This window comes from Acidobacteriota bacterium, from assembly GCA_020853395.1.
Lineage (GTDB): Bacteria > Acidobacteriota > Vicinamibacteria > Vicinamibacterales > SCN-69-37 > JADYYY01.
In genome coordinates this window covers 165,493-188,521 of sequence record JADYYY010000010.1, presented here as the reverse complement: position 1 = coordinate 188,521, position 23,029 = coordinate 165,493, and the positions used below count along the sequence as shown (strand labels likewise).

18 protein-coding genes are annotated in these 23,029 nt (G+C 68.8%); 15 read left to right on the top strand and 3 right to left on the bottom strand.

What is annotated here, in order from left to right; translation table 11 throughout:
* Nucleotides 1-18 precede the first annotated feature (18 nt).
* The 12 genes from IT184_09470 to IT184_09415 all read left to right on the top strand — a co-directional run bounded on the left by IT184_09470 (nt 19) and on the right by IT184_09415 (nt 14,043).
* The gene (locus tag IT184_09470) at nt 19-1,350 is read left to right on the top strand and encodes an ABC transporter ATP-binding protein (GenBank protein MCC7009032.1); all 1,332 of its coding nucleotides are present in this window, start codon (nt 19-21) and stop codon (nt 1,348-1,350) included.
* Between the two features lie 45 nt (nt 1,351-1,395).
* The gene (locus IT184_09465; GenBank protein MCC7009031.1) at nt 1,396-2,805 is read left to right on the top strand and encodes a 2-oxo acid dehydrogenase subunit E2; all 1,410 of its coding nucleotides are present in this window, start codon (nt 1,396-1,398) and stop codon (nt 2,803-2,805) included.
* Nucleotides 2,802-3,485 (top strand): 4'-phosphopantetheinyl transferase superfamily protein, encoded by a 684-nt coding sequence (locus tag IT184_09460; protein ID MCC7009030.1) that lies wholly within the window; start codon nt 2,802-2,804, stop codon nt 3,483-3,485. The genes IT184_09465 and IT184_09460 overlap by 4 nt, the downstream gene beginning before the upstream one ends.
* An 8-nt stretch (nt 3,486-3,493) precedes the next feature.
* Nucleotides 3,494-4,822 (top strand): ATP-binding cassette domain-containing protein, encoded by a 1,329-nt coding sequence (locus IT184_09455; protein MCC7009029.1) that lies wholly within the window; start codon nt 3,494-3,496, stop codon nt 4,820-4,822.
* Between the two features lie 19 nt (nt 4,823-4,841).
* Nucleotides 4,842-5,573 carry an acyltransferase gene (locus tag IT184_09450; GenBank protein ID MCC7009028.1) on the top strand — a complete coding sequence of 244 codons (732 nt, stop codon included), beginning with the start codon at nt 4,842-4,844 and terminating at the stop codon, nt 5,571-5,573.
* Nucleotides 5,570-6,577 (top strand): glycosyltransferase family 2 protein, encoded by a 1,008-nt coding sequence (locus IT184_09445; protein MCC7009027.1) that lies wholly within the window; start codon nt 5,570-5,572, stop codon nt 6,575-6,577. The genes IT184_09450 and IT184_09445 overlap by 4 nt, the downstream gene beginning before the upstream one ends.
* Nucleotides 6,578-6,725: 148 nt before the next feature.
* On the top strand, nt 6,726-7,499 hold the full coding sequence (gene rfbF / locus IT184_09440; GenBank protein ID MCC7009026.1) for a glucose-1-phosphate cytidylyltransferase: 774 nt from the start codon (nt 6,726-6,728) through the stop codon (nt 7,497-7,499).
* A 3-nt stretch (nt 7,500-7,502) separates the two neighbouring features.
* A complete protein-coding gene (locus tag IT184_09435; protein ID MCC7009025.1) occupies nt 7,503-8,063 on the top strand; it encodes a dTDP-4-dehydrorhamnose 3,5-epimerase family protein in 561 nt (186 codons plus the stop codon).
* The gene (locus tag IT184_09430) at nt 8,060-9,391 is read left to right on the top strand and encodes an NAD(P)-dependent oxidoreductase (GenBank protein MCC7009024.1); all 1,332 of its coding nucleotides are present in this window, start codon (nt 8,060-8,062) and stop codon (nt 9,389-9,391) included. The genes IT184_09435 and IT184_09430 overlap by 4 nt, the downstream gene beginning before the upstream one ends.
* Before the next feature lies 1 nt (nt 9,392).
* On the top strand, nt 9,393-10,091 hold the full coding sequence (locus tag IT184_09425; GenBank protein ID MCC7009023.1) for an acylneuraminate cytidylyltransferase family protein: 699 nt from the start codon (nt 9,393-9,395) through the stop codon (nt 10,089-10,091).
* A 1-nt stretch (nt 10,092) separates the two neighbouring features.
* A complete protein-coding gene (asnB, locus tag IT184_09420; GenBank protein ID MCC7009022.1) occupies nt 10,093-11,838 on the top strand; it encodes an asparagine synthase (glutamine-hydrolyzing) in 1,746 nt (581 codons plus the stop codon).
* Between the two features lie 48 nt (nt 11,839-11,886).
* Nucleotides 11,887-14,043 carry a PQQ-dependent dehydrogenase, methanol/ethanol family gene (locus tag IT184_09415; protein MCC7009021.1) on the top strand — a complete coding sequence of 719 codons (2,157 nt, stop codon included), beginning with the start codon at nt 11,887-11,889 and terminating at the stop codon, nt 14,041-14,043.
* A 34-nt stretch (nt 14,044-14,077) separates the two neighbouring features.
* Here IT184_09415 and neuC read toward each other — a convergent pair whose 3' ends face one another.
* Nucleotides 14,078-15,235 (bottom strand): UDP-N-acetylglucosamine 2-epimerase (hydrolyzing), encoded by a 1,158-nt coding sequence (gene neuC, locus IT184_09410; GenBank protein MCC7009020.1) that lies wholly within the window; start codon nt 15,233-15,235, stop codon nt 14,078-14,080.
* Nucleotides 15,232-16,290, bottom strand: a complete 1,059-nt coding sequence (locus tag IT184_09405; GenBank protein ID MCC7009019.1) for an N-acetylneuraminate synthase family protein — start codon at nt 16,288-16,290, stop codon at nt 15,232-15,234. The genes neuC and IT184_09405 overlap by 4 nt, the downstream gene beginning before the upstream one ends.
* A gap of 271 nt (nt 16,291-16,561) precedes the next feature.
* On the opposite strand from IT184_09405, the gene IT184_09400 reads away from it, so the two are divergent.
* From IT184_09400 to IT184_09390, 3 genes are all read left to right on the top strand, one after another.
* Nucleotides 16,562-17,035 carry a hypothetical protein gene (locus IT184_09400; protein ID MCC7009018.1) on the top strand — a complete coding sequence of 158 codons (474 nt, stop codon included), beginning with the start codon at nt 16,562-16,564 and terminating at the stop codon, nt 17,033-17,035.
* Nucleotides 17,036-17,316: 281 nt separating this feature from the next.
* Complete coding sequence (locus IT184_09395; protein MCC7009017.1) at nt 17,317-18,747, top strand: hypothetical protein; 1,431 nt, start codon at nt 17,317-17,319, stop codon at nt 18,745-18,747.
* Nucleotides 18,748-18,760: 13 nt separating this feature from the next.
* On the top strand, nt 18,761-20,143 hold the full coding sequence (locus IT184_09390) for a right-handed parallel beta-helix repeat-containing protein (GenBank protein ID MCC7009016.1): 1,383 nt from the start codon (nt 18,761-18,763) through the stop codon (nt 20,141-20,143).
* Here the strand turns inward: IT184_09390 and IT184_09385 are convergent.
* Nucleotides 20,127-22,913, bottom strand: a complete 2,787-nt coding sequence (locus tag IT184_09385; GenBank protein ID MCC7009015.1) for a chitobiase/beta-hexosaminidase C-terminal domain-containing protein — start codon at nt 22,911-22,913, stop codon at nt 20,127-20,129. The two genes, IT184_09390 and IT184_09385, sit on opposite strands and share 17 nt — an antisense overlap.
* Nucleotides 22,914-23,029 lie beyond the last annotated feature (116 nt).

Here is a 23,029-nt window from a genome sequence, read left to right as displayed (position 1 = left end):
TACTCCGTTCGTCACCTCATGTCACAGCCTTCAATCGTCGCGTCGGGCGTGGGCAAGCGATATCGGCTCGGCGCCAACAAGGAACGGTACAAGAGCCTGCGCGATTCCCTCGCCACCTCCGCACGCACCTTCGTTCAGCGGATGCGGCGAGGTTTGCGCTCGGGGCGCCGCGGCGAAGAGATCTGGGCGCTCCGCGACGTGTCGTTCGAGATCAAACGCGGGGAAGTCGTCGGCATCATCGGCCGCAACGGCGCAGGGAAGAGCACGCTGCTGAAGGTCCTCTCGCGGATCACCGATCCGAGTGAAGGGACGGTGGACCTGTGGGGCCGGGTCGGATCGTTGCTCGAAGTCGGCACCGGGTTCCATCCGGAATTGACGGGTCGCGAGAACATCTTCTTGAGTGGCGCGATTCTCGGGATGACGCGGCGCGACATGATCCGCCGGTTCGACGAGATGGTCGCGTTCTCCGAGGTGGAGAAGTTCGTCGACACGCCGGTCAAGCACTACTCGTCGGGGATGTACCTGCGGCTCGCCTTCGCGGTGGCGGCGCATCTCGAGCCGGAGATCCTGCTCGTCGACGAAGTGCTGGCCGTCGGCGACGCGCGGTTCCAGCGGAAGTGCCTCGACAAGATGCAGGCGGTGGGGGCCGAGGGGCGCACGGTGCTGTTCGTGTCGCACAGCATGCCGGCGATTACGCGCTTGTGTCCGCGGGCGATTCTGCTCGACGGCGGCCGGCTGACGCGAGACGGGTCATCGGCCGACGTGGTGGCGCACTACCTGCACTCGGGGCTGGGGACGACGGCGGCGCGCGAGTGGCTGGATCCGGGCAGGGCGCCCGGACACGATGCCGTGCGTCTGCGCGCCGTTCGCGTACGCAACCGGCTGGGCGACATCGTCGACGCGATCGACATCCGCGAGCCGGTGTCGATCGAGCTCGAATACGACGTGCTGCGCCCGGGATTGACGCTGCTGCCGCACTTCAGCGTCCACACGGCACAGGGCCTGTTCGCGTTCGTCGGCAACGACCAGGATCCCCGCTGGCGATCCAGGCCGCGGCCGGCCGGACGCTATCGGAGCGTCGGGCGAATACCGGGGAACCTGCTGTCGGAAGGCATGATGTTCATCGGCGCGGCGATGCGTACACTGGAACCGGACATTCTGCAGTTCTGGGAACGGGATGCGGTGGCCTTTCAGGTGATCGATTGTCCGAACGCCGAGACGGCGCGCGGCGATTACCCCGGAGGCCTGCCCGGCGCGGTGCGGCCGCTGCTCGAGTGGACGACCGAGGAGCGGACGGTGGGGCACGAGGACGATCGCTGCGTGCCATTGCCCGTGACGGTGTCAGGGTGAGACGTCCCACCCGGCCTCACAGAAGAACGACAGCCGGAGGTGGTCATGTCTGACATCGTCCCGGTGCGGCCTCCCGTGGAATCAGTGAACGACTCGTCGGTTGCCGTCGTCGAGTGGCTCGTCAACGATGGCGACTTCATCGAAGCCGGTGCGCCGCTCGTCGTGCTCGAGACGACCAAGACGTCCTTCGATGTGCCGGCGCCCGCGTCCGGCGTCGTTTGGCGTGTCGCCGCGCAGGGCGACGACGTCCCGGTGGATGCGGTGCTGTGCCACATCGGGCCTGATGCGGAGTCGACGCAAGCCGCGGCGCTGTCGCGACCCGACCGTGTGTGCAGCGAGCCGCCCGCTCGTACGTCGACAGCATCGGAACCGGCGTCGATGGCGGCCGACGACGGCAGGGCGTGCGAGCGCGGCCGGGACGAGCCGGCGTTGCGGATCGGCGCAACGCCCGGTCGAGCACCGCGGTTCAGCGAGCGGGCAGCCGATGTGGCGCAGCGGCTGTCGGTGGACGTTCGGGCCTTCGAAGGGCGGCTCCTCGTTCGGGAGCGCGACGTGCTTCTGCACGCTGCCGCGCACGATGATCGGCGGCCGGCCGCGCAGGTGATCGAGCCTTCACCGGGTGGGGCGCTCTCGAACGGCGCCGGAGGTCATGCCGGCGTGACTCCCGTCCCCCTGCCCCGGGCCAAGCGCGTCGAAGGCGATCAGATCCGTGCCGCGTACTCGCACACGATTCCCAGTTCGGTGACCGTGCCGGTGCCGACCGACGGTCGTCTCTTCAGCGCAGAGGAAGACGGCGCTCCGGGAGTGTTCGCGGCCACGCTGATCTTCGAAAGTGCCCGGCTGCTGTCGAGGTACCCGGGGCTCAATGCCTACTACAGCGCTGGCACCTGCTACCAGTACGGCGCCGTCAATATCGGCTACGCCGTCGACCTTGGCCTTGGCCTCAAGGTCGTCGTCATCAAGGAGGCGGATCGGAAGTCGGTTCGTCAGATCCTCGATGAGAAACAGCAGTTGATCATGGATTACCTCGACGAGTCGCTGGCGCCGGGAGCCCTGTCGGAAGCGACGTTCACGATTACGGATCTTTCGGCAACGGGCGCCGTGCACGTTCAGCCGGTACTGAGCGAGCGGCAGTCGGCCGTGCTCGGTGTGTGCGCGCCCGCGCCGGGGAGCCAGATCTTCAATCTCGTGCTGCGGTTCGATCATCAGGTGGCCGACGGGCGGTCGGCGACGGCGTTTCTCGAGGAACTTCGAGACCGGCTGGCCGGCCACGAGCAGAGCCTTCCGAAAAGAATCACCGCCGATCCGCCCAAGGCAGAGCCGGAATGTGCGCTGTGCCTGCGAAGCATCGACGAGCTCGAGGAAACGCGGCACTTCCTGGTGCGAGCGGTCGCGGCCGCGGGCCGTGCCGAACAGCTCGTGTGCACCGTCTGCCTGCAGGACTGGTACGCATGAGCCGCACGGACACCGTGACGCTGCGAAGCATCGTCGCGCAGATGTACGGAGTGCCGGCCGAGCAGATCGGCCGGGACTTCTCGCTGCGCCACCCGCGGCTGCGCGGCTCGGCGGGCCGCGGCCTGCTGCTCGCCGCCATTCGACGCCGTCTCGGGGTGTACTCGTCGGCTGCCGTGGCTGCGGCCACGTTCGGTGAGCTCGAAGCGGCGCTGTTCGGCGAACCGCCGTCCACGTCCTCCGCGGCGGAGCCTGGGCCGCTATCGGACGCCGCGCCGATGCGCGTCGCACCAGTCGATCCGACGAGCACGCACGACCTGCTGGTTGGGCTCGACATCGAGCTGGTGGAGGCGATGCCGTCGGCGGACGACTTCTGGACGCACGAGTTCTACCAGGCGCATTTCACGGCGGCCGAGATCGGCTATTGCGCGAGGCAGGAAGAGCCGCGTGGGCATTTCGCGGCGCGGTGGTGCGCGAAGGAGGCGCTGAAGAAGTGCGATCCCCGCTTCCTGGGGGAGGACCCTCGCGCCCTGCAGGTCAGCCTCGACGAAAGCGGGCGTCCGTGGCTGGACCACGTGACGCCGCCGCAGCCGTGCCGCTTGCCGCACGCCGTCAGCCTGACGCGCACGGCAGCGCTCGCAGCGGCCGTCGTCGTTCTGCCGTCGTCGACGGCTGGTCGCTGACTCGCGCCATGTCACAGCCATCGATCGTCGTCGCCGGATTGGGAAAGCGCTATCGCCTTGGCGCGAACAAGGAGCGGTACAAGAGCCTCCGAGACTCGCTCGTGTCGTCGACGCGTGGGCTCGCTGGGCGCCTGAGATCTGGCTTTCGGGCGCGCCGGCCTCCTCGGGAGCACGTCTGGGCGCTCCGCGACGTGTCGTTCGAGATCAAACGCGGGGAAGTCGTCGGCATCATCGGCCGCAACGGCGCAGGGAAGAGCACGGTGCTGAAGGTCCTCTCGCGGATCACCGATCCGACCGAGGGAACGGTAGACCTCTGGGGCCGGGTCGGATCGTTGCTCGAAGTCGGCACCGGGTTCCATCCGGAGTTGACGGGCCGCGAGAACATCTTCCTGAGCGGCGCGATTCTCGGGATGACGCGGCGCGACATGATCCGGCGGTTCGACGAGATGGTGGCGTTCGCCGAGGTCGAGAAGTTCGTCGACACGCCGGTCAAGCACTACTCGTCGGGGATGTACCTGCGGCTCGCCTTCGCGGTGGCGGCGCATCTCGAGCCGGAGATCTTGCTCGTCGACGAAGTGCTGGCCGTGGGCGATGCGCGGTTTCAACGCAAGTGCCTGGACAAGATGCAGGCGGTGGGGGCCGAGGGGCGCACGGTGCTGTTCGTATCACACAGCATGCCGGCGATCACGCGGCTGTGCCCGCGGGCGATTCTGCTGGCCGATGGGCGGGTCGGGCGCGACGGGCCGGCGGCCGACGTCGTGGCGCACTACCTGCACTCGGGGCTGGGGACGACGGCGGCGCGCGAGTGGCCGGATCCGGCCCGGGCGCCGGGTCACGACGCCGTGCGCCTGCGCGCCGTGCGCGTGCGGAACCGGCACGGCGAGATCGTCGACACGATCGATATCCGCGAGCCGGTCGCGATCGAGCTCGAATACGACGTGATTCGTGAGGGCGCGATCCTGTTTCCGCAGTTCAGCGTGCACACCGGGCAAGGGCTGTTCGCGTTCGTCGCGAACGACCAGGATCCCGCGTGGCGATCGCGCCCGCGGCCGGTCGGACGGTATGTCACGACGGGACGGATTCCGGGCAACTTCCTCTCGGAAGGCATGATGCTGATTGGGCCGGCCGTCCGGACGCTCGAGCCCGACGTGCTGCAGTTCTGGGAGCGCGACGCCGTGGCGTTTCAGGTCCTCGACGCGCCGAACGCCGACACCGCCCGCGGCGACTACCCGGCCGGCATTCCGGGCGCGATACGGCCGCTGCTGGAGTGGACGACCGAGGAACTGGAGATGGTCGACGCTTCCGCGCCGATTCCCGAGGCCGTGGGTGAACCCTAGGGCGGACGAGATCGTGGGGATGACCGCGCGATCGCTGCGTGAACCGCGCCGGCTGTGGATGCGGGTGTGGATGCGACTGGCGGGTGATCGCGGCCTCGGCCGGATCGCGATGCGTGTGGCGAGCTGGGCAGCGCCGCCGCATCGCGCGCAGAACGAGTTGGCGCGGCTCAGTTCCGGCGGCTTCATCTCGCCGCGTGCCACGATCCATCACCCGAGGTGTCATCGCGGACGGCACACCTTCATCGCCGAGGGCGTCGTGATCTTCTCGCGGGACGGTTCGGGCGAAATCACGATCGGAGACCGCGTGCAGCTCTATCGCGAGTCGTTCATCGAGACGGGCGAGAACGGGACAATCGGGATCGCCGACGACGTGTCCGTGCACGCCCGGTGTCAGCTCATGGCGTACAAGGGCTCCATTCACATCGGACGCGGCGCGAGCCTGGCCTACGGCTGTGCGTTGTATCCCTATGACCACGGCATCGCGCCCGAGGTCCCGATCCGCCGGCAGCCTCTCGTGACGAAAGGGGACATCACGATCGGTGAGGAGGCATGGCTCGGCACGAACGTGACGGTCTTGTCCGGCGTGACCATCGGGACGGGGGCCGTCGTGGCGGCCGGCTCGGTGGTGATGCGCGACGTGCCGCCGTACGCCATTGCGGCCGGTACGCCGGCCCGCGTCATCGGATTCCGGCAACTGGCGGGCACGGCACAGACGGAGGCGCCGATGGATCGGCGCGTCGGCGGATCGTGAGCCGCGCCCGGCCGACCGTGCCGTCGATGGCCGCCACGTCCTCCACGACGGCGGCGACGCCGCTCGTCAGCATCGGCATGCCGTTGTACAACGCCGGCCGGTACGTTCGCCGGACGCTGGAGATGATCGCGGCCCAGACGTTCCAGGATTACGAGCTCGTGATCGTCGACAACGGATCACGCGACGAGACCGGCACCATCTGCCGCGAATTCGCCGCGAAGGATCCGCGAATCCGCTACCACCGCTTCGAGCACACGATTCCGCTCGTCGCCAACTTTTGCCGGGCGCGCGATCTGTCGCGCGGCACGTACTTCCTCTGGCAGGCCGCCGACGACTGGCGGCCGGCCGATGCGATCGCGCGCGCGGTGGCCGTTTTCGAAAAGTATCCCGATACGGTGCTGGTCCACGGGCCCGTCGACCTCGTGATCCCCAACGGCGAGCCGGTGTCCGTGGCGAACCGCGTCGAAGCCATCAGCGCCGATGCGGCCGAGCGCGTGGCGACGGTCGTCGCGCAACTGCAGCACAACGCGATGCTCTACGGCCTGTACGGGCTCGACGCGCTGCGGCGGGCCGTATTCCGGCAGCACCGCGGACAGGACACGCTCGTGCTCTACCAGATGGCGCAGCTCGGGCCGATTCGCCGCCTGTCCGACCCGTTGGTCCGCTATCGGCATACGGCCGGGCCGCTGGACGATCCGCTCGGTTCGCCGCGACGGCTGTCGCTCAGGGAGCTCGCGGCATGGCCGACCGTCCGGTTCAAGTGCCTGCTCGTGTTCGCGCGCGGCGTGTGGTACCTCGGCTCGGCGCGCGGCGTCGATGCCGTGACGAGGGCGAGGGTGACGCGGGCGTTTACGGGAGCATTCCTCGGCCGCTACGGCTCGCATCTGGCGCGCGAGCTGGCGCTGCTCGTGGTCGCGCCGGCCGCCATCGTGTTCCGACCCGTCGTCGTCGCTCTCAAGGCGATGGGCGTCGTCCGTCCGCGCGAGACGGCGTCGGCACGCTAGCGGCGATGCCGCACGACGATTGCGGCGACAGGACTCGCTGGCATTTCGGCGGAGGATCGGTCAGAAGACACGGCGTCGAAATGCCAAGCAGGCACGACACGACGGGCCATCCAGGGGGAACAACGGTGAACAACGCATGCAGACGGGCATGAAAGTCGTCATTCTTGCTGGTGGTGTGGGCTCCCGCATCAGCGAGGAGAGCATCGTCAAGCCGAAACCGATGATCGAGATCGGGCATCGCCCGATTCTCTGGCACATCATGAAGATCTTCGGCGCGCACGGCCTCACCGATTTCGTGATTTGCACCGGGTACCGCGGCGAGGTGATCAAGGAGTACTTCGCGAACTACTTCCTGAACCGGTCCGACGTGACGTTCGATCTCCGATCGAACGAGATGCAGATCCACCAGACGTGCGCCGAGCCCTGGCGCGTCACGGTCGTGGACACCGGCGAGGGCTCGATGACGGGCGGACGGCTCGGTCGCGTCCGCCACCACCTGGGCGACCGGACGTTCTGCATGACCTACGGCGACGGCGTGGCCGACGTCGACATCGCCGCGCTCGTCGCGTTCCACCGGCAGCAGGGGACCAAGGCGACGCTCACGGCCGTGCAGCCGCCGGGCCGGTTCGGCGCGTTCACGCTCGGCCGCGATGCCCACCGCATCCAGACGTTTCACGAGAAACCGGACGGCGACGGCGCCTGGATCAACGGCGGTTTCTTCGTGCTCGAACCGGCGATCTTCGACTACATCGCCGGCGACGAGACGGTGTGGGAACAGGAGCCGATGCAGCAGCTCGCGCGAGCCGGCGAGCTGTCGGCCTATCGGCACCAGGGCTTCTGGCAGCCGATGGACACGCTGCGCGACAAACACCTGCTCGAGAGCCTGTGGGCGAGCCAGCGGGCGCCCTGGAAGATCTGGTGAACCGTGATCGTGACGCCGACGCTCATTCCAGGCTCGTACACGCTCGATGTCGAGCCGCGGCACGATGCGAGAGGGTTCTTCGCCAGGGCGTTCTGCCGGAACGAGCTGGCGCAGCACGGGCTGCACCTCGACGTCGTCCAGGCGAACATCGCGTTCAACCGCCGGGCGGGGACGATCCGTGGGCTCCACTATCAGCGCGCGCCGTCGGCGGAGACGAAGCTGGTGCGTTGCACGCGTGGAGCCGTGCTCGACGTGGTCGTCGATCTCCGCCCTGGCTCTCCGACCTGGCGGCGGCACGTGGCCGTCGAGCTGACGGCGGCGAATCACCGATCCCTGCTGATTCCGCGCGGCTGCGCGCACGGGTATCAGACGCTCGAGGACGAGACCGAGCTGTCGTATTGGGTGGACGCCGTCTACGATGCGGCGGCGGAAGGCGGCGTGCGCTACGACGACCCGGCGATCAAGATCCGCTGGCCGCTGCCGTTGACCGAGATGAGCGACAAGGATCGGGTCTGGCCGTTGCTCGAGCGGCCCGTCGAGGTCGAAGGAGATCCCCGGACATGATGATCGTGGACACGGCACTGAAGGCGCGGGCGGTGGCCGGCAAACCGGTACGGGTGGGATTGGCCGGCGCGGGATTCATGGGGCGCGGGATCGTCAACCAGCTCGCCAACTACTCGCCCGGCCTCCGGATTTCGGCCGTGTTCAGCCGCGAGATCGATCGAGCCGCGCGCGCGTGTCGCGAGGCGGGGCTGACCGACGTCCGCGTCGCCGAGACAACGGCCGATCTCGACGACGCGATCGCGAGCGGCGCCTGCGGGATCACGTCGGACGCGCGGCTCCTGACAGCGGCCGAGTCCCTCGACATCCTCGTCGACGCCACCGGCGCCGTGCCGTTCGGCGCGTCGTTCGCGCTCGAGTCCATTCGGCGTGGCAAGGACCTGATCCTGATGAACGCCGAAGTCGACGGCACCGTCGGTCCGCTGCTCAAAGTCCACGCGGATCGGGCCGACGTGATCGTCACGGGATGTGATGGCGATCAGCCGGGCGTCCAGCTCAACCTCGTCCGGTTCGTCCGCGGTCTCGGCCTGCGGCCGTTGGTGTGCGGCAACATCAAGGGGCTGCAGGACCGGTATCGGACGCCCACGACGCAGGCAGGATTCGCCGCGCGGTGGGGGCAGACCCCCCACATGGTCACGAGCTTCGCGGACGGCACCAAGATCTCGTTCGAGCAGGCCATCGTGGCCAATGCGACGGGCATGTGCGTGGCGCGCCGCGGCATGCTCGGTCTCGAGCACACCGGGCACGTCGACGAGCTCACCGGCAAGTTCGACGTCGACGAGCTGCGTGCGCTCGGCGGCATCGTCGACTACGTGGTCGGTGCGGCACCGAGCCCGGGGGTCTTCGTGTTCGCCGAACGCCAGGACGACATCCAGCGCGTGTATCTGGATTACGGCAAGCTCGGCCAGGGCCCGCTCTACAGCTTCTACGTGCCCTATCACCTGACGGCCCTGGAAGTGCCGATCTCGGTCGCGCGGGTCGCGCTGTATCGCGACGTCATCATCGCCCCCGACCATGGGCCGCGCGTGGATGTCGTGACTGCGGCGAAGCGGGACCTCAGGACCGGGGAGGAACTCGACGGTCTCGGAGGGTACGCGACCTACGGGTTGTGCGAGAACGCCGACGTGACGCACGCGCGGCGGCTGTTGCCCATCGGCGTGGCCGAAGGCGGGCGCCTCACCCGTGACGTGGCCAAGGACGAGGTCCTCACGTACGAGGACGTCGAGCTGCCGGCGGGCCGGCTCATCGACGAGCTGCGAGACGAGCAGGATCGGATGTTCTTCGGATGGTCGGCGCGGATCGGACAGACCGACGCTGCGGTGGCCGGCTGACGTGCGCGTGCTCGGCCTGATTCCGGCACGCGGCGGGTCCAAGGGCGTCCCGAGGAAGAACGTGCGATCGCTCGAGGGCCGCCCGCTCTTGTCCTACGTCGCGGCAGCAGCGTCTGCGGCGGCCACCCTCGCGCGCATCATCGTCAGCACCGACGACGAGGAGATCGCGGCGGTGGCGAGCGGGTGCGGGATCGAAGTGCCGTTTCGCCGGCCAGCCGATCTGGGCCGTGACGACACGCCGACGCTGCCGGTCATCCAGCACGCGCTCGACGTGCTCGAGGCAGGCGGCGACCGGTTCGACGCGGTCTGCCTGCTGCAGCCGACGAGCCCTTGCGTGACGGCCGCGCAAATCGACGCATGCGTTCGCTTGCTCGATGCCGAGGCCGCGGACGCCGTCGTGACCGTCAGGCCGGTGCCCGTCGAGTACAACCCGCACTGGGTGTACTTCCGCGGCGACGACGGCTCGTTGCGGTTGTCGACCGGCGAGGCGGCACCCATCGCGCGCCGCCAGGCGTTGCCGCCGGCGTATCACCGCGCCGGGTCCGTGTACGTGACGCGGGTCGACTGCCTACGTGCCGGCACGCTCTATGGCCGCCGGTTGTTGGGCCTTGAGGTCGATGCCGACTCGGCGGTGAACATCGATTCCGAGGCCGACCTCGTCGATGCCGCACGCGTGCTGCGGGCGAGGCGGGAGCGCTGAGATGTGTGGCATTGCCGCCATGTGCGGCCCCGGCGCGTCGCTGCCGCTGGTCGAACGCATGATCGCCGCGCAAGGGCACCGGGGGCCGGACGCGCAGGCAGCGCGTCTCATCGCGCCGGGGGTCGTGCTGGGCCACGACCGGCTGTCCATCCTCGATCTGTCGGACGCCGGCCGCCAGCCGATGTCGAGCGCCAGCGGCCAGACGGCGGTCGTCTTCAACGGCGAGATCTACAACTACCTCGAGCTCAGGACCGAGTTGGACGAGTATCCGTTCCGCACCGGCACGGATACGGAGGTCTTGCTGGCCGCATACGAACGCTGGGGCGATGCCTGCCTCGATCGGCTGCTCGGGATGTTCGCGTTCGCCATCTGGGATGCTCGGCGCCGCCGCCTGTTCCTCGCGCGCGATCGCTTCGGCGTCAAACCGCTGCACCTGCACACCGGCGCCGACGGGTCGCTCATCGTCGCGAGCGAGATCAAGGCGCTTCACGCTGCCGGTGTACCGGAAGATCCGGATCCGGCGGCGTGGGCCAGCTATCTCGCGTACGGCACGCTCGACGGGACCTCGCGGACGTTCTGGAAGGACGTTCGCGCGCTGCCAGGCGGATGGGCCGGCGAATGGACCGACGGCACGCTTCGCACGTGGCGCTGGTACGACTTGCCGCAGCGGATCGGAACGGAGTTCGACGCGCGCAGCGAGAGCGAGGTGCGCGAGGAGTACGAGGCGCTGCTCGAAGAGAGCGTCAGGCTTCGCTTCCGCGCCGACGTGCCGGTGGGCGTCGCGCTGAGCGGCGGGCTCGACTCCTCGGTGCTGATCGGCGCGATTCACCGCGTGCAGCCCGTCGAGAGCGACGTCGCGGCGTTCACGTTCGTCACCGGTGACGAACGATACGACGAGCTCCCGTGGGTGAAGGCGATGCTCGCGCGAACTCGCCATCCGCTCGTCGTCTGCCGGCTCACGCCGGAGCAGGTGCCCGACCTGGCTGCGTCAGTCGATCGCGCGCAGGATGGGCCATCTGGCGGCCTGCCGACGCTTGCGTATGCCCGGCTGTTCGAGGAGGCGCGCGCGCGGGGCGTGATCGTGCTGCTCGACGGTCAGGGGATGGACGAGCAGTGGGCGGGCTACGACTACTACGCGCGCGCGCTCGACTCGGCGCCGCCCGCTCTGATTCAGGGGAGCGCGGACGCGCCGTTGAGACCCGATGCGTTGACACCGGAATTCCGGGCGCTGGCCGAACCGTCCGCGGCCGACACGCCGTTTCCGGATGCACTGCGCAATGCGCAGTATCGCGATCTCTCCCGGTCGAAGCTGCCGCGCGCGCTGCGGTTCAACGACCGCGTGTCCATGCGGGCGTCGACGGAGCTGCGCGAACCGTTCCTCGATCATCGGCTCGTCGAGCTGGCCATGCGTCAGCCCACCGACCGCAAGCGCCGCGGCGCGGTCGGCAAGTGGATGCTGCGCGAGATCGCGGCGACGCTCGTGCCCGACGGCGTCGTGCAGGCGCCGAAGCGGCCCGTGCAAACGCCTCAGCGCGAATGGCTGAAGGGCCCCCTTCGCCCCTGGGCCACGGACCGTATCGAGCAGGCGCTCGACAGCGTCGGCGGTCAGTGGCTGAGCGCGCCGGTCGTGCGTCGCGAGTGGGCGGCGTACCTCGCCGGCGCGAGCGACAACAGCTTCTACGTGTGGCAGTGGATCACGCTCGGCGGGCTCGACCGTGCTGCGCGCCGGAGCACTGCGACCGCGTAGTCATCGAGACTTCCGGCATCTGAACAGGCGCTTGTCCCTGGATTGATCATGTCTTCACGTCGTGTGATTGGTCTGGTCGCCGGCCTCGCCCTGGCGGCGATTGTCGTGTTGCCGCTGGCGGTTCCCGAGGCCCGGCTGGCCGTGACGTCGATGGGCCAAGCCCAGATGGTCGCGGCGACGCAGGGCGCTTTCGGCGCGCTGGACGTCGTCGCGACGCTGTCGCGTCCGTTCCGATCGCGCGACGCCTCGACGGGCGTCCGTGGCCTCTTCGCCAATCATTGCGCGACGTGCCATGGACCGCTGGGCCAGGGGGCTTTCGGTCCGGACCTGACGAACCCCCGCTGGCACGCCGAGCGTACGGACGAGCAGATAGCCACCATCATTCGGCAGGGCGTGCCGACCACCGCCATGCCGGCCTTCGGGACGACGCTCGACGACGGCGACGTCGCCGGGATTGTGAGGCTGCTGCGCGAATGGAGTCGCACGCAGAACGTGCCGTCGTCCACGGTCACCGGGCCACCCGTCAACGTGTCGCCTGAGCGTCTGGCCGCGCCCGCGCCCGACGAGTGGCTGATGTATGGCGGCGACTACGGCCAGCGGCGTTTCAGTTCGCTCGCGAGCATCGATCGGACCAACGTGCGACGGCTCGTGCCCGCCTGGACGTTCCAGACGGGCGTGCAGGATGGCTTGGCGGCGATGCCGCTGATTGTCGACGGCGTCATCTACCTGAGCACCGCGTGGAACCATGTCTTCGCGATCGACGCCCGCACCGGCGCGGAGATCTGGCACTACCAGCGGCGCCTGCCCGCGCCGAAAGACCTGCGGTACTGTTGCGGCCCCACCAATCGCGGCGTCGCGATCTGGAACGACCTGGTCTACGTGCCGACGCTCGACGCGCATCTCGTCGCGCTCGATGCGCGCACGGGTCAGGTGCGCTGGGACGTCGAGCTGGAACCGGGCCGTACGAATCTCAATGCGAAGCAGCCGCCGCTCGTCGTCGGCAACCGCCTGTTCATCGGCGTCGGAGGCGGCGATCTGCCGAGCCGCGGGTTCATCGATGCCTACGACGCGGCGACGGGACGGAGACTCTGGAGGTTCTACACCGTGCCCGCGCCAGGCGAGCCCGGCCATGAGACTTGGACCGAGGACGCGTGGCGTACCGGCGGCGCCGCGCCGTGGCTGCACGGAACGTACGATCCCGAGACGAACCTCATCTACTGGGGCGTAGGCCAGCCGTTCCCCATTCACGAAGGCGACAGGCGCCCGGGCGACAATCTGTACTCCGATTCGGTCGTTGCGTTGGATCCTGAAACCGGCGCCGTACGCTGGCACTTTCAGTTCACACCGCACGACCTCTGGGACTTCGACGGCACGAACGAGAACATACCGCTGGAGATCGATTTCAAGGGTGCGCGCCGCAAGGTCATCGTCCATGCCGACCGGAACGGCTACTTCTACGCCATCGATCGGCTCACCGGGCAGTTTCTCTTCGGCAAGCCGTACGTTCGGACGACCTGGACGCTCGGCCTGACCGGCGAAGGGCGGCCGCTCGTGGATCCGAAAGCCATACCTTCTGCAGAAGGCGCGCTGGTCTGTCCGGGCGTGGCTGGCGGAAAACAATGGAACGGGATGGCGTACAGCCCGATCACCCGCTGGCTCTATCTGCCGGTCATCGAGAACTGCGCGACGTTCTACCTCGACGACATCGCGGCGAGGAACGCAGGCCTGGCTGGCAGCGGTTATCGCTATCGGTCGATCGACGCGTACGGCAAGGTCGTGGCCATCGATCCGGCCACGGGCGATGCGAAGTGGGAAGTCCGGACGCGATCGCCGATGTCCGGATCGGCGCTGGCGACTGCGGGCGGGCTCGTGTTTCTCGGCGACGCCGAAGGCAACATCGTCGCGTACGACGATCGGACCGGCGCGAAGCTCTGGGCCTTCCAGACCGGATCCGGCATCCGAAGCGGCCCGGTCATGTTCCGGCTGGACGGCGTCGAGTACCTGGCCGTCGCGTCCGGCATGGGCGGCGCCGTCGGCATGTACTACGCCGGCGAGAGCCAGGGGAGCCGCGCGTTCCGCAAAGGCGGCACGCTCTTCGTCTTCCGTCTCTTCGACCCGGACGCCCCCGTCAAGCTCATGGGCGCCAGCGACTCAGCCGAAGGTGCCGCGGCCGCCATCCTCAGAGGATCGGCCGCGCGGCCCTGACGTCGGGCTGGCCAGGCGACGGCCATCCAGCCCGTCAGTACGTCAGGCGCTTGCTGGAGGTCAGTTGCGTGGCAGCGAGGCAGTCCGCGATCCGTTCCCCGGCACGGCCGGTGCCGTACAGGGGATCCGAGGGATAGCGGCCGCCGTTCGCGAGATGCGTGGCAAGCGCGTCGCTGATCGCATGGCGATCGTAGTCGACGTCGATCACGTTCCGGCCGCGATCGCGGCCGCTCTGACGGCTGCCGATGTTGATGACCGGCACGCCGAGAAACGAGCACTCGCGGATGCCGACGCTCGAGTTGCCGATGAGGCACCGGCAGTTGTAGAGCACCTTCAGGAAGTCGACCGGCGACATGTTCTTGAAGAACCGGATGTGCGCGGGACGCTGCTCTTCGCGAAACGCCCGGATGCCGCCGGACGTGCCGTCGGATCCAGCATCGACGTTGGGCCAGAACCAGAGCGCCGGCATGTCGGATCCGTTGACCGCATGAAGCGTTTCGAGCACCTGATGGCGCGCGTCGTCGTACTCGGTCGTCACCGGGTGCTGCATGACGACGACGTAGGGGGCGGCGAGATCGAGCGGCGCGCCGACGCCGCCGTACCGGGCGACCGGCTCGAAGTCGATCTGCGGGTTCTGGAGCATCTCCATCGCGATGTCGATCGACGGACAGCCGGTCACGTGCACGGTGCCGGGCTCTTCGCCCATGCGGACGACGCGGGCAGCCGCCGGCTCGCACGAGACGAGGTGAACGTCGGCGAGCTTGGTGACGGCGTGGCGGACCTTCTCGTCGATCGAGCCGGTGACTTCGCCGCCCTGAACGTGGGCGACGGGGATGTTCATGTAGGCGGCGGCCACGGCCGTGGCGAGCGTCTCATAGCGATCCGCCACGGAGACCACGACGTGCGGCCGGAGGTTGTCGAACACGGTGGCCAGCTCGAGCAGGCCCAGCCCCGTGCTCTTGGCCATCGCGGTCGGCGTCTCGCCTTCGAGCACGATGAAGACGCGCGCGTCGACGCGGAAGCCGTCGGCTTCGATCAGCTTCGACACGTCGCCATAGCGGTCGAGCAGCGCGGAGGCGGCGACGACGAGCTGGAGCTCGAGATCGGGGTGGGCGGCAATCGCCCGCAAGGCTGTCTTGATGCGGCTGTAGCTCGGACGCGCCGTCACGACCACACACACACGTCGCTTCATACGAGGGCAGCTCCCGGTTCGAGATCGGATTCCTGCAGGAGGCGATGCGCCGGCACCGCGTGCCGGAGCCGGCGTCCCACGAGCGCAGAGAGCCCGTCGGCCGGCAGGCCGGTCCCGGGCTTCTTCAGCGTCAGATGCTCGGAGGCGAGGATCGCGCCGGCCGGCAGATCCTCCACGAGCGCGATGCTGCGCGTGAAGAGCGCGCGCATGCCGGCGAGGCGCGCGGCGGCGGCGTCCTTGTCGACGGGGTGCGCGAGCATCCGTTCGATCTGCCGCGTGCCGTCGACGAGCGATCGCAGTTCGGCGGTCGTGATGGATGCGGGCACGTCGGGGCCGAACATCTCGCGGCTGAGCGTCACGTGGACTTCGAGCACGGCGGCGCCGAGCGTGACGGCCGCCAGCCCGGCGTAGATGGCGCCGGAATGATCGGAGAGACCGACCGGACAGCCGAAGCGCTCGCGGTACTCCGCGAGCAGATTCAACCCGACGCGCTCAGGCGGACAGGGGTACTCGGACGTCGTCTGCAGCACCGTGACGGGCAACCCGTGGCCGCGCAGCCGGTGCACCGCCGCCCCCAGTTCGTCGACGGTCGACAGCCCGGACGAGAGCAGGACCGGGGCCGGCGTACGCGCCAGTCGATCGAGCAGCGCGTGATGCGTGACCTCTCCGGACGCGATCTTCCAGGCATCGACCCCGATCCGCGCGAGCAGGTCCACCGCGGCAATCGAGAAGGGCGAGCTGATGAAGGCGAGGCCGCGCTCCCGCGCGTGGGCTGCGAGACCGGCCCATGCCGTCTCGGAGAACTCCATGCGGCGCCAGTAGGCGTAGCGCGTCTCGTCCTGCAGGCTGAATCGCACGCGCCACGGCTCGTCGATCGTGCTCTCGGCCGACGCGATGTGCGTCTGGAACTTGACCGCGTCGGCGCCCGCCGCAGCGATCGCGTCGATGAACGCGTGGGCGAGCCCGAGGCTGCCATCGTGCGTCTGCGCCACCTCGCCGATGACTGCGCAGCGACCGGGACTCTGGAAGATCTGCTGCGCGTCGGTGGGCGGCATCCGGGACCGTGAAGTGTGGGTGCTGACGATCGGCTGCAGAACGTCGAGGTTAGTGTAGTCCAGAACCGCCCCAGTGCAGCGGCCGGATCGCCGCGCAACCGCGGCGCAGATCTGTCTGCCGGCACCCAACTTTGTAAGCGCCGCCGAGGTCCGGCATCGCCGTCATCGCGGCGTGACCGCGCCGCAGGCTAGTTGATCGACGTGACATGTTCGTCAGCATTGGCATCGGACTTGAGACACGTTCCCATGACGCAGTACGAGGGCTGCCATCATGGAAGCGAACCTGGCCGACCAGCCGACTTGCCGGTTGTTCTATCTGCTCGACGATCAACATGTGCTCGACGCCGTCAGGCGGGCGCAGGACACGGGATCGCCATCGCGACATGCGTCCGACCAGCTCATCAGCGTGCTGCGTCGGATCGACGCGCTGACCGGCCTCGGGTTCACCTGCGAGATGGCCTTCGCCGACGAGGCGGCGATTCGAGTGATCGCGGCCCAGCGGCCGGTGCTGGTCATCTTCGACGTGTTGCACTCGCTGCGCCGGGCGCGACGGGTGCAGGCCCGGCTGATCGCGGATCCGGCGGCCGCGGCCGTGCCGCTGATCATGCTGACGAACGACGAGTTCGTCGTCAACGACGGCGAGCTGAAGCTCACGTGGCCGATTCGGAAGTCCGAGGGCGTCTCGCCGTTGACCATGTTCGCCGCGCGCGTGCGCGGCATTCCCCCGAAATCGATGCCGGCCTGAGGCCGGCGGCTCGATCCTTCCGCAGAGGCCGGGCGCAGTTCGGCGCCCGTCCTGGCTGTGCTAATCTGTCGCCTCGGTGGGCATCCGCCTGTCAGACCCACGTGCGCGAGCGGTCCGTCGTGCACACGGGTGTTGTTTCGTGAAGGAACATCCCGCCGGGCCGATCTCAACGCAATCCAGTCTGTTCGTTGACGGGGGACATGCTCATGTCGGACGGCACCGGTAGGCATTCACACACCGGACGGCGGTCGAGTCGTCAGTCGACCGGCGCCGGCCGCGTCGTGTTGTATGCGTTGGCGGGTGCGGGTGTCCTGGCGGCGCTGTGGATCGGCATGGGGTCCCGACAGTCGGCGGATTCGGCGCCCGGTGCGGCGACGGCCGAGCCGTCGGCCACCGACGGACCGTGCGCGGCCGGCCGCGCCTGGCACGTGGCGCCCGACGGCGTCGCCGGCAACGACGGGGCCGTCGAGCGGCCGATGGATCTGGCGACCGCGCTCTCTGCCGGCAGTCCCGTGCGGCCCTGCGACACGATCTGGTTGCGCGGCGGGACGTACCGCGGGCAGTTCGTCAGCTCGATCCGAGGCCAGGAAGGCGCGCCCATCATGGTCCGAGCCACGCCGGGCGAGCGCGCCACGATCGACAGCGCACCGTCGGGCAAGTCGGCGCTGCACGTGATCGGCGACTGGATCTGGTTCTGGGACCTCGAGATCACGAACTCGGATCCGCGGCGGAGCAGCAAGGAGGCCGTGGCCTGGCCGGGCGACCTCAGCAGGGGCGCCGGCGTCACGACGAAGGGATCCCACCTTCGATTCATCGACCTCATCGTCCACGACATGACCCGCGGGTTCGAGGTGGGGTCGGAGTCGATCGACACCGAGGTGTACGGGTCGCTCATCTATGCCAACGGGTGGGAAGGACCGAACGGGGCGGCCAACGGGCACGGGATCGACACCCACAATCGCGTGGGACGCCGGCGGCTGGCGGACAACCTCATCTTCAATCAGTTCAGTCACGGGGTGATCGCGTACTCCTCCACGACCGATCCCACCAACAACATGACGCTCGAGGGCAACATCTTCTTCAACAACGGCGCCCTCAGCCGCGGCGGTGCGGAGCGCGACCTGCTGATTGGCGGCGGGTCGATCGTCGAGAACCCGATCCTGACCGACAACGTCATGTATGGCCGCGCGCCCAGCCTCGTCGGGATGGGCGCGGGCTGCACGAGCGGCTCGATCACAAACAACTACTTCGCCACGCCGTTTCAGCTCGCCAAGTGCGATCCGGAGCTTCGAGGCAACACGTTTCTCGTTTCGGAACCGATGTTCGCAACCGCGCACCCGCAGAACACGTTCGAGCGCGGCCGGCCCCGTGGCGTGGTCGTGCGCGTCCGGCCGAACCAGTACGTGCGGGGCCGGGCGCACGTGGCGGTTCTGAACTGGGATCGCCAACCCTCGGTCGACGTGGATCTCTCGGCCAGCGGTCTGCGGGACGGGGAACCGTTCGAGCTGCGCGACGCGCAGGACTTCTTCGGGGCGCCGCTCTTGAAGGGGACCTATGCGGCGGGCCGTCCGGTCAGCGTGCCGGCCACGGCGCGACCACCAGCCGCGCCGATCGGGGCCGTGCCGACCGTGCCGCAGTCCACGGCTCCGGAATTCTTGCCGCTCGTCGTCCTGCCTGCTTCATCTGCCCAGCCCGGTCGTACCGCGAACTGACGTCGGTCAAGCGATGGGTTTGTCGTCGCGATTACCCCTCATCGGACTGCTCGTGTGCGCGTTCGCGCTCCTCGAGATCCCGGCGCCGCCGCGATCCGCGCGGACGCCGGCCGGTCATCGGCAGCTCTATGCTGCACCAGCGGGCCGGCCGCACGCTGCGGGCACCTCTGACGATCCGCTGCGTCTGAGCGACGCGCTGTCCGACGAAGGGCCGGTGCGGCCAGGCGACACCGTCTGGCTTCGCGGCGGCGTGTACCGCGGCACGTTCGAGAGCACGCTGCAGGGCACGGCGGAGGCGCCGATCGTCATCCGCCAGCTTCCGGGCGAGCGCGCGATCATCGACAGCGAGCCGTCGCCGAAGCCCGCGCTGACGGTGCTGGGCCGATGGACGACGTTCCGGGACTTCGAGATCACGAACTCGGATCGGCGCCGTCACGTCGCCGAGGCGGGCCCGTGGCCCGAAGACCTCCGGCGCGGCGCCGGCGTGTTCGCCAAAGGACCCAACAACGCGTTCGTCAACCTGGTCGTGCACGACATGGGCGACGGATTCGGCGTCTGGGAGGAAGCGTCCGACACCATCGTGTACGGCAACGTGATCTTCTTCAACGGGTGGGAAGGGCCGGACCGCGCGCACGGGCACGGCATCTACACGCAGAATCGCGTGGGCGTGCGAGAGATTGCCGACAACATCGTGTTCTGGCAGTTCAGCCACGGCATCCACGCGTACGGCTCGTCGGCGGCCTCGCTGGATCACATCGAGCTCAGAGGCAACGTGGTGTTCGGCAACGGCGCCATCGCGGCCAGCGGGGGCGAGCGGGACATCCTGCTCGGCGGCGGCCGGCGCGCCGTGGCGCCCCTGCTCGAGGAGAACGTGACGTTCGGCGCGCAGAACAACCTCGGCTACGCGGCCGGGTGCGAGGACGGCGTGGTGCGCGACAACTACTTCGTCGCGCCGACGCCGCTGATGCTCGTCAAGTGTGAGCCGGAGATGACGGGCAACACGTTCATCGGCGCGATGGGCGAATGGGAGCTCCTCCGCCCCCACAACGTCTACCGCCAGACGGCGCCGAGTGAAGGCCTCGTGACGAGGCTGCGCCTCAATCGATTCGATCCCGATCGGGCGTCGCTCGTCGTCTTCAACTGGGACGCGCGTCCGACCGTCGCCGTCGATCTCGGCGCGTTTCTCCGCGACCAGGATGCGTTCGAGATCGTCGACGTCCAGAACTACTTCGCGCCCCCCGTGCTCGCCGCGCGCTGGACGGGCCAGGCCGTCATGCTGCCGATGAGCGGCCGTGAGCCGGCGATGCCGGCGGGCGTCGCTTCTCGCCGGCCCCGGCACACCGGGCCCGTCTTCGGCGTCTTCGTCGTGCGGCGCCTTCCTACCGCGGCGTCCTGAACGTCTGATACTGCGACCAGGTCCCGTTCCCGGCAGCATCCTTCGAATACAACTGATAGGTGTACACGCGATCCGGCATCAGGCTCGCGACGCTGACCACGTGCGTCGTCACGAGCGCCGGAATGGCGGGCAAGTCGCACACGGCCCAGCCGCCGGTCGCGCCGGGACAGAGCCCGATGAACCGGATCATCGAATTCGACGGTTCATTCGTCGTCCAGGTGACGATCACGGACTGCGTCGTCACGTCGGCGATTTGCACGTTGGAGATGGCGGGGCTGCTCTTGTCGGGTGCGCCGCCCGATCCCGACGAGCCGCCGGCCGGCGGCGGCGCGCTGGCGATCACGAACGGCGCCGTGGTGGTTCCGCTGTCCAGGTAGCCGCCCGCGAAGGTCCGTGCCTTGATGGTCGTGCTCGTGGAGACCGCGAACGGCCCGCCGTAGAGCGCGGAGCTCGTCGTCGGCACCGATCCATCGGTCGTGTACCGCACGGCGGCTCCCGGTGTGGCGGTCGTGATGCTCACCGTGACGGGCGCCGAGAACGTCCCGCCGCCCGGAGTGATCGACGGCGTCGCCGCGGTGGGCGTGGCCGGCGGAGCCTCCGCCGCGGACGTCCGGAACGACAGGTACGGCGTCCAGTTGGCATTGCCGGCCGCGTCCTTCGAGAACGCCTGGTACGTGTAGGTTCGGCTGGGCAGCAGGCCCTGAATCGTCACCGCGTGCTGCGTGCTCATCGTGGCGTCGACGGGCGTGTCACAGATCGCGTATCCGCCGGTGGCGTTCGGGCAGAGCCCGATGAACCTGACCATCGAATCGGCCGCCTCGTCGGTCGTCCACGACACGGTGGCGCTCGTCGAGGTCACGTCGACGGTCGGGGTGGTCAACGTCGGCCGCGTCTTGTCGGCCTGCGACGCCTGCGGAACGGAGATCGTGATCGTGACGCTCGTGACCGAGCTCGGCGTCGAGCCAGCCGCGAACGCCTGTGCGCGGATCGTCGCGGTGCTGGCCACCGAGAACGGTGCGGTGTAGAGAGGTGAGTCGGCGGTCGGAGTGCCGCCGTTCGTCGTGTACCGGATGGCGGCTCCGGACGTCGCGGAGCTGATCGCAACGCTGACCGGCGCGCTGAATGTTCCACCGGGCGGCGTGATGACCGGCGCCGCCACCGTTGGCGTCGAGATCGAGAACTCGGCAGCGGTCACCGGGCTCTCCGTCATGCCCGCGGCGAACGCGCGGGCGCGCACGGTCGTGGTCGCGGCGATCGTGAACGGTCCCGCGTAGAGAGAAGACGTCGAGGTCGGCGCGGATCCATCGGTGGTGTAGCGAATCGACGCGCCCGCGCTCGCGCTCATCGTGACCGAGACCGGGCCGGTGAACGTCCCGCCCGCTGGCGAGATCGCCGGGGCCGACGCCGCCGGCAATGGCGCGCCAACGCTCCCGGCGGTCGTGCCGACGACCACGAACGCGCCGAAGTCGCTGCTCGTGTGGCTCGGCGTCACCGGCACGTTGCCCACCGGGGCGGCGAACAGCAATCCCACCATGGGGATCCGGACGGGCGACCCGTCGTACGTGCCCACCGCGACCGGCGGGCCGAAGAAGTCCTGCGCGTCGCGCACTTCGAACGTCTCACCGGGCTCGAGGCCCAGCGACGCGAGATCGACCGCGACTTCCGCCAGCCGCTGCCAGTTGTAGACGATGACGTGTCCTCGGCCCGGCTCGTAGGCGTTCGGCCGCACGCGGACGAAGTTGGTCGTGGGGCGCTGCGCCAGGAACGTGTTCTGCGGGTAGCTCTGCGGCTGGAATCCGCTCGCGCTCCATCCCCACTGCGCGGCCTGCAGGTTGTAGAGCAGGTTGCCCGTCATCGCGGGCGCGCACGACTTGAGCATGAGGGGCGTGCTGCCGACGAGGTAGTTGTCGACGACCGAGCCACTCGCGCATCCGGCGGCATAGCCGAGATTGCTCTGGGCGCCGCCGTAGGTGTAGTTCTCCTTCAGCACCGGTCGCTGCGCGACCACGCCGCCGCCGACGAGCAGATCCCGTTCGAATCCGCTCGACCCGAGGATGCCGTTGTTGAACGCGACGTTGCCCTCGAGCACGATGTCGTTCAAGAAGGCGGAGCTCGATCCGTACGCGTGGATGCCGTGGCTGAATTGATTGAACGTGATGTTGTCTCGGATGAGACGCGTCCCGGTCTTGTTCTGCGTGTAGATTCCGTGCCCGTGCGAACCGTCTGGCGCCTGCCAGCCGTTGTGGTAGAAGAGGCTGCCGTAGACCTCGCTGCCGACCGACTCCGTCCACAGGCCGAGCCCGCTTTGCAGATCGTGGACGACGAGGTTGACCAGCTTCAGATTGGTGCCCCAGGCGAAGATGCCGTGGCCGCGCGTCAGATCGGTCGGCCACGGGCCCGTCTCGTTCGACAGCCGCGCCGGGTGCGAGTTCGTGATCTCGAAGCCCCAGAACACGAGCCAATTGCCGAAGATCTCCAGCACGGTCTGCGGCGAGCCCGCGCCGTCGAGCGTCGCGCGTTGTCCTGGATACTGCCTGAACGTGATCGGCGCAGCCGGCGCGCCGGACACGCGCGCGATGTAGGTGCCGACGTAGGTTCCGCCGAGCAGCCAGACGGTGTCGCCAGCACGCGCGGGGCTTTGAGCCGAGACCGCGGTGGCGAAATCCAGCGGCTCCAGCATGGTTCCGGGATTGGTGGCCCGCCCGTGCGGGCCGACGTACCAGTTGGCGGCGGCAGCAGGCCCGGCCGTCGCGAGGCACAGCACCGCCACCCAGAAACCCACTCTTCTCGCGCAACGGTGTGCGAACCAGCTCCGATCGGAATTCGACATTCTTCTTCCCACTTTCTTGCTCGTACTTGCGCGGTCGTGACACACCGCGGGCCGAG

Excerpts from the sequence above, each read along its gene's own strand:
- IT184_09470 (MCC7009032.1), top strand. The coding sequence starts at position 19 with ATGTCACAGCCTTCAATCGTCGCGTCGGGCGTGGGCAAGCGATATCGG.
- IT184_09465 (MCC7009031.1), top strand. The coding sequence starts at position 1,396 with ATGTCTGACATCGTCCCGGTGCGGCCTCCCGTGGAATCAGTGAACGAC.
- IT184_09460 (MCC7009030.1), top strand. The coding sequence starts at position 2,802 with ATGAGCCGCACGGACACCGTGACGCTGCGAAGCATCGTCGCGCAGATG.
- IT184_09455 (MCC7009029.1), top strand. The coding sequence starts at position 3,494 with ATGTCACAGCCATCGATCGTCGTCGCCGGATTGGGAAAGCGCTATCGC.
- IT184_09450 (MCC7009028.1), top strand. The coding sequence starts at position 4,842 with ATGACCGCGCGATCGCTGCGTGAACCGCGCCGGCTGTGGATGCGGGTG.
- rfbF (MCC7009026.1), top strand. The coding sequence starts at position 6,726 with ATGAAAGTCGTCATTCTTGCTGGTGGTGTGGGCTCCCGCATCAGCGAG.
- IT184_09430 (MCC7009024.1), top strand. The coding sequence starts at position 8,060 with ATGATGATCGTGGACACGGCACTGAAGGCGCGGGCGGTGGCCGGCAAA.
- asnB (MCC7009022.1), top strand. The coding sequence starts at position 10,093 with ATGTGTGGCATTGCCGCCATGTGCGGCCCCGGCGCGTCGCTGCCGCTG.
- IT184_09415 (MCC7009021.1), top strand. The coding sequence starts at position 11,887 with ATGTCTTCACGTCGTGTGATTGGTCTGGTCGCCGGCCTCGCCCTGGCG.
- neuC (MCC7009020.1), bottom strand. The coding sequence starts at position 15,235 with ATGAAGCGACGTGTGTGTGTGGTCGTGACGGCGCGTCCGAGCTACAGC.
- IT184_09405 (MCC7009019.1), bottom strand. The coding sequence starts at position 16,290 with ATGCCGCCCACCGACGCGCAGCAGATCTTCCAGAGTCCCGGTCGCTGC.
- IT184_09400 (MCC7009018.1), top strand. The coding sequence starts at position 16,562 with ATGGAAGCGAACCTGGCCGACCAGCCGACTTGCCGGTTGTTCTATCTG.
- IT184_09390 (MCC7009016.1), top strand. The coding sequence starts at position 18,761 with ATGGGTTTGTCGTCGCGATTACCCCTCATCGGACTGCTCGTGTGCGCG.